We start from the raw sequence: 11,788 nt of genomic DNA, 5'->3' as shown, positions 1-11,788 counted from the left end.
GCGGCGATCACTCGGCTGCGGCCACCTCGACAGCGCGGGGCGCCGGGTTCTCGGCGTAGTCCTGCGCGGGGCCTTCCAGCCAGGTGGCGTATTCCTCGGGCGTGACCGCCTTGACCGTGATCGGCATGTAGGCGTGGTCCTTGCCGCACAGTTCCGAGCACTGGCCAAAGTAGACGCCTTCCATGCCCGGCTCGACGTTGAACCACAGTTCAGCCAGACGACCGGGAACGGCGTCCTGCTTCACGCCGAAGGCGGGGATGGTCCACGAGTGGATCACGTCGGCGGCGGTCACCTGCATCACGACGGTCGTGCCGGTCGGGATCACCACGGCGGTGTCGGTGGCCAGCTTCCATTCGTCCGGGACATAGCCGTAGTCGGCCAGTTCGTCCTCGCCCAGCATGAAGCTGTCGAAGGCGATTTCCTCGTTGATGTACTCGTAGCTCCAGTACCACTGGTGGCCGGTGACCTTGATCACAAGGTCGGCTTCCGGGATTTCCTGCTGCTTGAAGAGCGTCGGCAGCGAGAAGGCACCGATGAAGACAAGGATCAGGATCGGCACGATCGTCCACGTCACTTCGAGCGGCGAGTTGTGGGTGAAGGTCGCCGGCTCTTTGTTGGCCTTGCGGTTGAACCGCACGGCGATGATCAGCATCAGCAGCATGACGAAGATCACGATGGCCGTGATGATCGCAAGGATCATGCCGTCCAGCCATTGCAGGTCGCTGGCCAGTTCCGTCGCGGCGGGCTGAAAGCCGGTGCCGTTCGGGATCGGCTTGCCGATCGTCTCCAGTCCATCAAGGCCGTCCTGCGCCCAGGCGGTCCCGGTGGCGAGGATGGCAGCGAGTGCGGATCCGGCGCCCGCAAAGATCGTGTTCAAACGCATGTGCTCTCCCATACGGCTGGGCGGCTCTTGCCGCCGCGGCTGACGGGTCCTGCGCGCGCGCAGGGAATCCCCGTTGTGTCCTGGCGGTTTGAAACCATATTAGGGGGACGCTCTCAAGCATCCGTGTTGCGGCATTAGGCCGCTTTTTGACATGGATCAATTCCTAACCCGAGGATTCTGGCTAATGACCGACGTTCCGTTCCGCCCGTTCGAGACCGCTTTGGACGAGGAAAACGCCCTGTCGCACCTGCGCGCGGCGGTATCCGGAGCGGATGACGGCGAGCTTTTCCTTGAACGGCGGCGGTCGGAATCGATCGTGTTCGACGACGGCCGGGTGCGCTCTGCCAGCTACGACGCGACCGAAGGCTTCGGCCTGCGGGCAGTCCGTGGCGAGACGGCGGGCTATGCCCATTCCAGCGAAATTTCCGAAAAGGCGCTGAAACGCGCGGTGGAAACGGCGCGGCTTGCGGTGGGCGACGGCGGCGGCACTCTGGCCGAGGCGCCGCAGCACACGAACGTGAAGCTGTACGGCGACCGCAACCCGATGGAGGATTTCGCCTTCCCGGTGAAGATCGACACCCTGCGCGAGATCGACGCCTTCGCCCGCGCGCTGGACAAGCGCGTGGTGCAGGTGACCGCCGCGCTGGCCGCTTCGTTGCAGGAGGTCGAGATCCTGCGCCCCGAGGGCACGCTGGTCCGCGACGTGCGCCCGATGGCGCGGCTGAACGTGTCCGTCATCGTCGAAGAGAACGGCCGCCGCGAATCCGGCAGCCACGGCGGCGGCGGCCGGATCGGGCTGACCGGGCTGGTGGACCGCGAGAACTGGGAAGCCGCCGCGCGCGAGGCGCTGCGGGTGGCGCTGGTGAACCTGTCGGCCGAGCCCGCCCCCGCCGGGGTGATGGACGTGGTGCTGGGCGCCGGCTGGCCCGGCGTGCTGCTGCACGAGGCCGTCGGCCACGGGCTGGAAGGCGACTTCAACCGCAAGAAAACCTCGGCCTTCGCCGGACTGATGGGCCAGCGCGTCGCCGCGCCCGGCGTCACGGTTCTGGACGACGGCACCATTCCCGACCGTCGCGGATCGCTGACCGTGGATGACGAGGGCACGCCGTCCGGCAAGAACGTCCTGATCGAGGACGGTATCCTTGTCGGCTACATGCAGGACCGCCAGAACGCGCGGCTGATGGACGTGAAGCCCACCGGCAACGGGCGGCGCGAAAGCTATGCGCACATCCCGATGCCCCGGATGACCAACACCTACATGCTGGGCGGCGACGCTGATCCGAAGGACATCGTGGCCGATCTGAAGGACGGCATCTACGCCGTCGGCTTCGGCGGCGGGCAGGTCGACATCACGAACGGCAAGTTCGTTTTCTCCTGCACCGAGGCGTATCGGGTGAAGGACGGCAAGATCGGTGCGCCGGTCAAGGGCGCGACCCTGATCGGTGACGGGCCGACCTCTTTGCAGAAGATCCGCGCCATCGGCAACGACATGGCGCTGGACCCCGGCATCGGGAACTGCGGCAAGGCGGGCCAGTGGGTGCCGGTGGGCGTCGGCCAGCCGACCCTGATGATCGGCGGGCTGACCGTGGGCGGCTCTGCCGCGTGATGCGATGGCGCCGGGCCCCGGCCCGGCGCGCGCGACAGACCTTGAGAGTTTTTATGTCAATCAAGCCAAGGTCTTGGCGAAATTTTGCATCAACAGTGTTTCTATTCACGACTCTTTAACCACTCTGGCGACATAACTGGTCCTGCAAGTTGGCGGAACTGGAATGGCCGAGGAATTACTCCCTTCACCCCACCCCCTCACCCCACCCCGAAGCGAGGATGATTGGGTCACCTGGTTCCGCCTCTTGCGCTCTCGACGTGTCGGGCCCACCACTTTCCACAGACTGATTTCTGAACACGGCACGGCGGCTGACGCGCTGGCCGCGCTGCCCGACGTGGCCCGCGCCGCAGGCGTCGAACGCTACGCCCCCTGCCCGATCGAGGTCGCGCAAGAGGAACTGCGTCAGGGCCGGCTGGCTGGCGCGGTGCCGCTGGCCATCGGCGACCCGGCCTACCCTGCCCTCCTGTCCGAATTGTCTGACGCGCCCCCGGTTCTGTGGTGCCTTGGCGACCCGGCGCTGCTGGACCGGCGGCTTGTCGCGCTGGTCGGCGCGCGCAATGCCTCCAGCCTTGGCACCCGCATGGCGAAAAGCCTGGCAGAGGGGCTGACCGCCGCGGGCTTTGCCGTCGTGTCGGGGCTGGCGCGCGGGGTCGACACCGCCGCGCACCTTGCTGCGCTGGAGGGCGGCACCATCGCGGTGCAGGCGGGCGGCGTCGACGTGATCTACCCGGCGGAGAACGCGGTACTGGCGCAGGAAATCGCCGAACGCGGCCTGCGCCTGTCGGAACAGCCGATGGGGATGCAGCCGCAGGCGCGGCATTTCCCGGCGCGCAACCGCATCATCTCGGGCCTCGTGCAGGCCGTCGTGGTGGTCGAGGCGGCGGCGAAGTCCGGCAGCCTGATCACCGCCCGCAGCGCGCTGGACCAAGGGCGCGAGGTGATGTCGGTGCCCGGCCACCCGTTCGACGGACGCGCCGCCGGGTGCAACATGCTGATCCGCGACGGCGCCACGCTGGTGCGCGGACCAGCCGACGTGGTTGAGGCGCTGACGGCGGCGCCGATGCTCCTGCGACAGGCCCGGACCGCCGACACGGCCGATACCGCCATTGCGGCGCGGCCCGATGGCAGCCCCCCCGCGCCGCGCCGCGACCCACCCCGGCGACCGCTGGCCGAAGTGGCGGCGTTGCACGGACAGATCCTGGACCGGCTGGGGCCCAGCCCGGTTGCCGAGGACCAGTTGATCCGCGATCTGAACGCCCCCGCCGGGGCCGTCGGCGCGGAACTGGTGACGCTGGAACTGGAAGGCCGGATCGAGCGCCGTCCCGGGGGCCTTCTGGCCCGGACGTGACGGCGGTCCGGGGGCGCTGCCCCCGTCGCGCGATGCGCGACTCCCCCGAGGTACTTGGAAAGAGAAGAAGATGGCGCGTCCGGCCCCCGCCAACCGGGGGCGGACACCCGTGGCGCGAGCGCGGCGGCGGGGTTCAACCGATTGGCGGTTCGGGCCACATGTCCGGGGTCCCGGTGCGGGCCGACGTCGCGGCGGGGGTTGAACAGCGGCCGCAAAGTCGCCAATTGCGGGCCGGTCGGCGGCGGGAACATCACATTGACATTCCCTGCGCAGAAGCCACATGGTCCGCCGCCATGAGCAGTCATTGCTGAATCAAAGAGGTTTCCATGCCAGTCGTCGTTGTCGAATCTCCGGCCAAGGCCAAGACGATCAACAAGTATCTGGGCAACGACTTCACCGTTCTCGCCTCTTACGGACACGTCCGCGACCTGCCTCCGAAGGATGGTTCGGTCGATCCGGATCACGGGTTCGAGATGCTGTGGGAGGTCGCGAGCGACTCGAAGAAGCATGTGAAGGCGATTGCCGACGCGCTGAAGGACGACCAGACGCTGATCCTTGCGACCGACCCCGACCGCGAGGGAGAGGCGATCAGCTGGCACCTTGAAGAGACCCTGCGCAAACGCAAGGCGATCAAGGCGGGTACCGAGGTGAGCCGCGTGGTGTTCAACGCGATCACCAAGTCCGCCGTCACCGAGGCGATGAAGAACCCGCGCAAGGTCGATGAGGATCTGGTCGAGGCCTACCTTGCCCGCCGCGCGCTGGACTATCTGGTCGGTTTCAACCTGAGCCCCGTTCTGTGGCGCAAGCTGCCCGGCGCGAAATCCGCCGGTCGGGTACAGTCGGTCTGCCTGCGGCTGATCGTCGAGCGCGAGATGGAGATCGAGGCGTTCCGCGCCCGCGAGTACTGGTCGGTGAAGGCGCTGCTGTCGACGCCCCGCGGGCAGGAGTACGAGGCGCGGCTGACCACGCTGGCCGGCAAGAAACTGGACCGCTACGACATCGAGAATTCCACGCAGGCCGAGATGGCCGTGCAGGCGATCACCAGCCGCGACCTGTCGGTCAAGTCGGTCGAGGCGAAGCCCGCCAGCCGCAACCCGTCGGCGCCGTTCATGACTTCGACCCTGCAGCAGGAAGCCAGCCGCAAGTTCGGCATGGGCGCCCGCCAGACGATGAGCACGGCGCAGCGCCTGTATGAAGCCGGTTACATCACCTACATGCGGACGGACGGCATCGACATGGCCCCCGAGGCGGTGCACGCCGCGCGCGACGCGATCAAGGATCGCTATGGCGCCGAGTACGTGCCGTCGAGCCCGCGGATGTACAAGAACAAGGCGAAGAACGCGCAGGAAGCGCACGAATGTATTCGCCCGACCGAGATGACGCTGGCGCCCGACGAACTGAAAGTGTCCGACGCCGACCAGCGCAAGCTGTACGATCTGATCTGGAAGCGCACCCTTGCGAGCCAGATGGAAGCCGCGCGGATGGAACGCACCACCGTCGACGTCAGCAGCGCTGACGGACAGGTCGAACTGCGCGCGACCGGGCAGGTCGTGTTGTTCGACGGTTTCCTGAAGATCTACGAAGAAGGCCGCGACGACGCCACCACGGATGACGACGACAAGCGTCTGCCGCAGATCACGCAGGGCGAGAAGGCTGACAAGAAGACGATCACCCCCGAGCAGCACTTCACCCAACCGCCGCCGCGCTATACCGAAGCGACGCTGGTCAAGAAGATGGAAGAGCTGGGCATCGGGCGTCCGTCGACCTATGCCTCGATCGTCACGACGATTCAGGACCGCGGCTATGTCCGGAAGGACAAGAACCGGCTGATCCCCGAGGACAAGGGGCGGCTGGTGACGATCTTCCTGATCAACTACTTCCGCAAATACGTCGGCTATGACTTTACCGCCGAGCTGGAAGGCGAGCTGGACGACATCACCAGCGGTGATCGCGAATGGAAGGACGTGCTGGACAAGTTCTGGCGCGACTTCAAAGCGCATATCGACGAGACCGCCGAGCTGCGGATCAGCGAGGTGCTGGACAAGATCGACGAGGTTCTGGCGCCGCATCTGTATCCGCCGACCGAGGACGGGTCCGATCCGCGGGTCTGCCCGAACTGCGGAAACGGCCGGCTATCGATGCGCACCGCGCGCTCGGGTGGCGCGTTCATCGGCTGCTCGAACTATCCCGACTGCCGCTACACCCGCCCGTTCGGCCCGCCGGATGCCGAGGCCGAGGCCAGCGCGATCCCGCCCGAAGGCAAGCTGCTGGGCGAGGACGAGGGCGATGAGATCCGTGTGTTCAAAGGCCGGTTCGGCCCCTATGTGCAGCGCGGTCCCGCGACCAAGGAACAGCCGAAGCCGCCGCGCCAGTCGGTGCCGAAACAATGGCCCCCGGAAGAGTTGACGCTGGAACAGGCGGTGCGCCTGCTGGTGCTGCCGCGCCTGATCGGGCAGCACCCCGAGGATGGCGTGAACGTCTGGTCCAACATCGGACGCTATGGGCCCTACATCAAACACGCGGAATCGACCTCGGACCGGGGCGGCACCAACGCCAACCTCGACGAGATCGAAGAGGTCTGGACCGTTGGCATGAATCGCGCGGTGCAGCTTCTGGCCGAAAAGGTCGCCTCGCGCGGCGGGCGCGGCCGGGCGGCGGCGCCGGTACGCGAGCTTGGGGAACACCCGGAGGCGGGCGGCCCGGTGGCGATCTACAAGGGCAAGTACGGGCCCTATGTGAAGTGGGACAAGATCAACGCGACGATCCCCGACACCATCGAGCCCGAGCAGCTGAGCATGGAGCAGGCGGTTGAACTGATCGCCGAACGCGCCGCGAAGGCTGGCAAGAAGGCTCCGGCCAAGAAAAAGGCCGCTGCGAAGAAAACGACGACCAAAAAGACCGCAACCAAGAAGACGGCCGCGAAAAAACCGGCCGCCAAGACGAAGGCCGCAGAGGCCGACGAAGACTGATCCTCGGGACGCCGGCTGGCAGATTTTTGCCACCGGCGTCATCGAGTGTTGCTTTCGCGACCTGATATTCAAGATCAAGCATTCGTGACTCGAAAACCATGTCTGCCGGACGCAGGTATGGATCGAACCGACGACAACCCGCAGGACCACCCATGCAGAACTTTCGTATGAACCGCCGGCAAGTCATCGCCGGCGCCGCGGCCGCGCTGATGCTGCCGGCCATCGCCCGCGCGCAGGACGCACTGACCGCGACCCGCAACGCCTCGAGCTGGCAGGCGCAGGACTGGCGCGACCATTTCGACGAGCTCGGCAAGGGTTGCATCGTGTGCGACACGGTGAACCGCACCCTGCACTACTGGTCCGGCGACGGCGAAACGTACAACGTCTACCCGACCTCGGTCCCGAAGACGGACGAACTGACCAAGCGCGGCTATACCGAGATCGTGCGCAAGAAGGTCGGTCCCAGCTGGACGCCCACGGCAAGCCAGATGGAACGCTTTCCCGACTGGAAGCCCGTCGCGGGCGGTGCGCCGGACAACCCGCTGGGGTCGCACGCGCTGTACCTCAGCTGGCCCGCCTACCTGATCCACGGCACGCACGACACGCGCAAGATCGGGCGGCCGTCGTCTGACGGGTGCATCGGCCTTTACAACGAGATGATCGTGGACCTGTTCGGCAAGGCCGAAGTCGGCACGCAGGTGCGCCTTATCTGATCGCAACCGGCTGTCTTGAAGGCAGAATTCCGAAGGCGGCCCCGGCAACGGGCCGCCTTCGTTGACTCCGGCCGTCGGTCACGCCACAACCAAGGCGACCACCGTGCGGAGGGGAGAATTCATGAAGAAGGTGTATGGGTCGGCTGCAGAGGCGCTTGAGGGGCTTCTGACGGATGGCATGGTGATCGCCGCGGGCGGCTTCGGCCTGTGCGGCATCCCCGAGAACCTGATCGCGGCGATCCGTGACAGCGGGGTCAAGGACCTGACCGTCGCGTCGAACAACTGCGGTGTTGACGATTTCGGGCTGGGGCTGATGCTTCAGACCAAGCAGATCAAGAAGATGATGTCGTCCTACGTTGGCGAGAACGCCGAGTTCATGCGCCAGTACCTGTCGGGCGAGCTTGAGCTGGAGTTCAATCCGCAGGGCACGCTGGCCGAACGGATGCGCGCTGGCGGCGTCGGCATTCCCGGTTTCTACACCAAGACCGGCGTCGGCACCCAGATCGCCGAGGGCAAAGAGCACAAGGACTTCGACGGCGAGACCTACATCCTTGAGAAGGCCATTGTCGCTGACCTGTCCATCGTGAAGGCGTGGAAAGCCGACGACACCGGCAACCTTGTGTTCCGCAAGACGGCGCGCAACTTCAACCCGCCGGCGGCGATGTGCGGCAAGGTCTGCATCGCCGAGGTCGAGGAAATCGTGCCGCGTGGATCGCTGGACCCGGATTCGATCCACCTGCCCGGCGTCTACGTGCACCGCATCGTGCAGGGCGAGTTCGAAAAACGTATCGAACAGCGGACCACCCGCGCAGCCTGATACCGGCGGATTGCCGCCCCTTGGGCGGCAATCTTTTGCCGAAGGCGAAGCCTGCGTCTCACGAGAGGCACGGCAAATGTTACGTCCATTCACATTTTTGAAACACTGACGATGTCCCCCCTGAGACAGCCTTGAAAACAGGGCTGTGAAAGCGGAAATGGCTGACGGGCGATTTCACTTTGGACAGGAACATGACACCGCAGTGCCGATGGACAAGGAAACCAATTTAAACACGCTTCCGGATAGCGAGGCGTTTCGCATACTCGCCGACTCCCCGATTTCGATGGTCCTCACGGACCCGACCCTGCCGGACAATCCCATTGTCTACGTCAACCGCGCGTTCGAGCGGGTGACGGGCTATGGCCCGAGTTCGGCAATCGGGCGCAACTGTCGTTTTCTTCAAGGTGAGAAAACCGACGAGGATGACCTTCAGCGCATCCGCGACGCTTTGAAGGCTGAAACCGAGACGACGATCGACATCGTGAACTATCGCGCCGACGGCGTGCAGTTCCTTAACCGCCTGCTTCTAAGCCCGGTGTACGACACCGAGGGCAATCTGACCCATTTCCTGGGCATCCAGAAGGCGCTGTCCGACGCCGAGGCCAGCAATTCGGCCAACGTGACTCAGAAGGCGCTGCGCGAACTGAAGCATCGGGTGAAGAACCATCTGGCGATGATCGTCAGCCTGATCCGGTTGCAGGGCCGCTCGTCACCCGATCCCGCGCCCACGCAATCCTTGGCGCGCCGGGTGGAATCGCTGCTGCTGCTGTACGAAGAACTCAGCGAACCCACGGTGTCTCATCGCACGGGCAACGTGTCGCTTGGGTCGTACCTGTCCCGGCTGGTCAGCACGACCGCGCATCTGGACGGTCGGGCCGGGATTCGCGTGAATTCGCAGATCGAGGATGCGACCTGCGGATCGGAGGTCGCCGCGAAGATCGGCCTTCTGCTGTCCGAGATCATGACGAATGCGCTGCAACACGCGTTCGAGGGCCGGGCCGAGGGCGTGCTGAACGTTTCTATGATTCCACTGGGGGCCACCGCGATCGAAGTGACCATCGCCGACAACGGCATCGGTTTCGCCGAGGGTGTCGAGTGGCCGAAGACCAAGTCCGTCGGTGGCCGGGTCGTGCTTGGGCTAATGATGGAATTGGGCGCCGAACGGGACGTGACATCCGGCGACAAAGGCACGACAATCCGCCTGAAGATTCCGATCGAGACCCAATAGGACCGAGGAGACAGCAGGGATGGCCTGGGACAGGAACCAGATGGCCGAGCGCGCCGCGCAAGAGCTTGAAGACGGCATGTACGTGAACCTTGGGATCGGGATTCCGACGCTCGTGGCGAACTACATCCCCGAAGGCGTGGACGTGACGCTGCAATCCGAAAACGGAATGCTGGGCATCGGTCCCTTCCCCACCGAGGATGCGGTGGATGCCGACCTGATCAACGCGGGTAAGCAAACGGTGACCGAGCTGGAACGCACCAGCTATTTCGACAGCTCGACCAGCTTCGGCATGATCCGTGGCGGCAAGATCGCGATGGCGATCCTTGGCGCGATGGAAGTCGCCGAGAACGGCGACCTTGCGAATTGGATGATCCCCGGCAAGCTGGTCAAAGGCATGGGCGGGGCGATGGATCTGGTCGCCGGCGTGAAGCGGGTCGTGGTCGTGATGGATCACACCAACAAGGCCGGCGAATCGAAGGTTCTGAAAGAATGCACCCTGCCGTTGACGGGCACAGGTGTCGTGGATCGGATCATCACCAACCTTGGCGTGCTGGACGTGGTCGACGGCGGGCTGAAAATCGTCGAGCTAGCGCCGGGTGTCACCGAAGACGAGATCCGGGAAAAGACAAAGGCCGCGATCGTCTGACGCGGCCTTTGGTCGAGACATTTAAAGGGGGCCGGATGGCCCCCTTTTTTGTTGGTTCGGCCTTGGCCGGAACCGATTGCCTTAGTCGGCAGCTTCGATCGCGAGGAATTCGCGAACGGCACGCTGGTTCACCGGGGCGGCATGGTTGGTTTCCATGTTGCCGAGGTAGACACGGCCTTCGTTGCCGCTTTGGCCCTGAGCGCCTTTCAGGATCGTCAGTTCAGCGGCAGTGAATTCGCCGGGCTGAACGCCAAGGCTTTTGGCCAGCTGAGCGTCGTCAGCGAGAGCGGGACCAGCGACGGCGAGTGCCAGAGCGGCTGCAAATGCGGTTTTCATGATGTTCTTCCTTGTTTTTGGCGGCTTCGGCCGCCGCGTTTTCGTCTGGCGACCTCAGCCGCCGTGGGGTCATATATCCATGTCACCCTGACCATCAATGCACACTTACTTCACGTAATACATGCATTAGTGCATTTTCGCACATTGCTATGTGTCAGGTTGCACGGACGGAAATTTCAGGCCGGCGGGAAGGTCAGGGAGGAGGCCCGCCAACCGGCCTGAAAGATCGCGATCACTCGGCTTCGTCAGCAGCGATGAACGCGTTCAGAGCAACCGGGTTCTGGGTCGAACGCGACGCATCTTCCAGGTTGCCGAGGTAGACACGAGCTTCGTTGCCGGTTTCGGAAGCGGCGCCTTTCAGCACGACCAGCTCTTCCAGCGTGTATTCGCCGGGCTCGACACCCAGGCTGCGGGCCAGTTGGTCGTTGGCCAGAACCGGCGAAGCGGCGGTCAGGGCGAGTGCGGCAGCGATGATGGTTTTCATAACGTAGTTCCTTCTTTCGAGTTTGTTTCGGTGCGGGTCGTTCCCGCTGTGAGACTGCATTTAGGCCTGCTCGTTTCGTTCTTCAATGCACGGTTTTGAGTTTTTCAATCACTCACTGTTTACTGATGCACACTCAACATGGACGGTATGAACAGTCGCCATAAATTTGCGGGTTGCCATCAGGTGTCGTGCATTGCCGGGCCCGACGTTGCAGGGCCCCGAAACGCGGGCAGGGTTACTTGATGACGATCGGGTTCTGGACAGAGCGGGTCGACTGCTCGGCGATGTTGTTCAGGTTCACCCGGGCTTCGTTACCGGACTCGTCCTGGGCGCCCTTAAGCGCGACGAGCTGTTCCAGCGTGTACTGGCCGGGCTCGACGCCAAGGCTTTCCGCCAGTTGGTCGTTGGCAAGAACCGGCGATGCGGCGGTCAGCGCCACCACGGCTGCGAGGAAGGTCTTCATTTCGTGTCTCCTAGACGGTTGTTGCGGCGGCACCTTGCCGTCGGTCAGCCCGAAATGGTGGCTGGCCGCCCAAGTTCAACGCACATTGAGAACACCGGCGCGTTACCTCCGTGCAGCCATGCACACTTAACCTGCATTAATGTTTGTAACGAATGTCGGCGGGCCACGCGGCAGACGGTCGTAAGGCCACCCGGAACGAACCAGTGTTCCCATTGCAGAAACAGGTCCATAGTTTCGCCCAAGTTTGTATCTAGATCCCGGGGCACGAGCGATGAAGCAGAGCCCCGCCTGAAGG

11 protein-coding genes are annotated in these 11,788 nt (G+C 64.4%); 7 read left to right on the top strand and 4 right to left on the bottom strand.

All coding sequences use genetic code 11. From position 1 onward, the window contains the following. Nucleotides 1–7: 7 nt before the first annotated feature. The gene (coxB, locus tag P1K30_RS14065) at nt 8–883 is read right to left on the bottom strand and encodes a cytochrome c oxidase subunit II (protein WP_275633388.1); all 876 of its coding nucleotides are present in this window, start codon (nt 881–883) and stop codon (nt 8–10) included. A gap of 184 nt (nt 884–1,067) precedes the next feature. Here coxB and tldD point away from each other — a divergent pair, with 184 nt between their 5' ends. The 7 genes from tldD to P1K30_RS14030 all read left to right on the top strand — a co-directional run bounded on the left by tldD (nt 1,068) and on the right by P1K30_RS14030 (nt 10,210). Further along, nucleotides 1,068–2,489, top strand: a complete 1,422-nt coding sequence (gene tldD / locus P1K30_RS14060) for a metalloprotease TldD (RefSeq protein ID WP_275633387.1) — start codon at nt 1,068–1,070, stop codon at nt 2,487–2,489. 163 nt (nt 2,490–2,652) lie between these two features. Then, entirely contained in the window at nt 2,653–3,837 is a 1,185-nt protein-coding gene (gene dprA / locus P1K30_RS14055) for a DNA-processing protein DprA (RefSeq protein ID WP_275633386.1), read from the top strand. Between the two features lie 326 nt (nt 3,838–4,163). Further along, complete coding sequence (gene topA / locus P1K30_RS14050; protein ID WP_275633385.1) at nt 4,164–6,806, top strand: type I DNA topoisomerase; 2,643 nt, start codon at nt 4,164–4,166, stop codon at nt 6,804–6,806. Nucleotides 6,807–6,958: 152 nt separating this feature from the next. Further along, nucleotides 6,959–7,519: a L,D-transpeptidase gene (locus tag P1K30_RS14045; protein WP_275633384.1), complete on the top strand. Its 561-nt coding sequence runs from the start codon at nt 6,959–6,961 to the stop codon at nt 7,517–7,519. Nucleotides 7,520–7,640: 121 nt separating this feature from the next. Then, nucleotides 7,641–8,336, top strand: coding sequence for a CoA transferase subunit A (locus tag P1K30_RS14040; protein ID WP_275633383.1), 696 nt, complete (start codon nt 7,641–7,643; stop codon nt 8,334–8,336). 157 nt (nt 8,337–8,493) lie between these two features. Continuing rightward, nucleotides 8,494–9,564: a PAS domain-containing protein gene (locus tag P1K30_RS14035; RefSeq protein WP_338052369.1), complete on the top strand. Its 1,071-nt coding sequence runs from the start codon at nt 8,494–8,496 to the stop codon at nt 9,562–9,564. A 19-nt stretch (nt 9,565–9,583) separates the two neighbouring features. Next, complete coding sequence (locus P1K30_RS14030) at nt 9,584–10,210, top strand: 3-oxoacid CoA-transferase subunit B (protein ID WP_275633381.1); 627 nt, start codon at nt 9,584–9,586, stop codon at nt 10,208–10,210. Nucleotides 10,211–10,291: 81 nt separating this feature from the next. On the opposite strand, the gene P1K30_RS14025 is transcribed toward P1K30_RS14030, so the two are convergent. The 3 genes from P1K30_RS14025 to P1K30_RS14015 form a co-directional block, all read right to left on the bottom strand. Beyond that, nucleotides 10,292–10,546, bottom strand: coding sequence for a hypothetical protein (locus P1K30_RS14025; RefSeq protein ID WP_275633380.1), 255 nt, complete (start codon nt 10,544–10,546; stop codon nt 10,292–10,294). Nucleotides 10,547–10,778: 232 nt separating this feature from the next. Further along, a complete protein-coding gene (locus P1K30_RS14020; RefSeq protein WP_275633379.1) occupies nt 10,779–11,030 on the bottom strand; it encodes a hypothetical protein in 252 nt (83 codons plus the stop codon). A gap of 235 nt (nt 11,031–11,265) precedes the next feature. Then, on the bottom strand, nt 11,266–11,493 hold the full coding sequence (locus P1K30_RS14015; RefSeq protein WP_275633378.1) for a hypothetical protein: 228 nt from the start codon (nt 11,491–11,493) through the stop codon (nt 11,266–11,268). Nucleotides 11,494–11,788: the final 295 nt, after the last annotated feature.

Source organism: Psychromarinibacter halotolerans, assembly GCF_029168315.1.
GTDB classification, from domain to species: domain Bacteria; phylum Pseudomonadota; class Alphaproteobacteria; order Rhodobacterales; family Rhodobacteraceae; genus Psychromarinibacter; species Psychromarinibacter halotolerans.
Note: the sequence above shows the minus strand (reverse complement) of the source record. Positions and strands in the feature narration are given on the sequence as shown.

What these genes read in the sequence shown, in the direction of transcription:
- coxB (WP_275633388.1), bottom strand. Translation starts at nt 883, where the DNA reads ATGCGTTTGAACACGATCTTTGCGGGCGCCGGATCCGCACTCGCTGCC.
- tldD (WP_275633387.1), top strand. Translation starts at nt 1,068, where the DNA reads ATGACCGACGTTCCGTTCCGCCCGTTCGAGACCGCTTTGGACGAGGAA.
- dprA (WP_275633386.1), top strand. Translation starts at nt 2,653, where the DNA reads ATGGCCGAGGAATTACTCCCTTCACCCCACCCCCTCACCCCACCCCGA.
- topA (WP_275633385.1), top strand. Translation starts at nt 4,164, where the DNA reads ATGCCAGTCGTCGTTGTCGAATCTCCGGCCAAGGCCAAGACGATCAAC.
- P1K30_RS14045 (WP_275633384.1), top strand. Translation starts at nt 6,959, where the DNA reads ATGCAGAACTTTCGTATGAACCGCCGGCAAGTCATCGCCGGCGCCGCG.
- P1K30_RS14040 (WP_275633383.1), top strand. Translation starts at nt 7,641, where the DNA reads ATGAAGAAGGTGTATGGGTCGGCTGCAGAGGCGCTTGAGGGGCTTCTG.
- P1K30_RS14035 (WP_338052369.1), top strand. Translation starts at nt 8,494, where the DNA reads ATGGCTGACGGGCGATTTCACTTTGGACAGGAACATGACACCGCAGTG.
- P1K30_RS14030 (WP_275633381.1), top strand. Translation starts at nt 9,584, where the DNA reads ATGGCCTGGGACAGGAACCAGATGGCCGAGCGCGCCGCGCAAGAGCTT.
- P1K30_RS14025 (WP_275633380.1), bottom strand. Translation starts at nt 10,546, where the DNA reads ATGAAAACCGCATTTGCAGCCGCTCTGGCACTCGCCGTCGCTGGTCCC.
- P1K30_RS14020 (WP_275633379.1), bottom strand. Translation starts at nt 11,030, where the DNA reads ATGAAAACCATCATCGCTGCCGCACTCGCCCTGACCGCCGCTTCGCCG.
- P1K30_RS14015 (WP_275633378.1), bottom strand. Translation starts at nt 11,493, where the DNA reads ATGAAGACCTTCCTCGCAGCCGTGGTGGCGCTGACCGCCGCATCGCCG.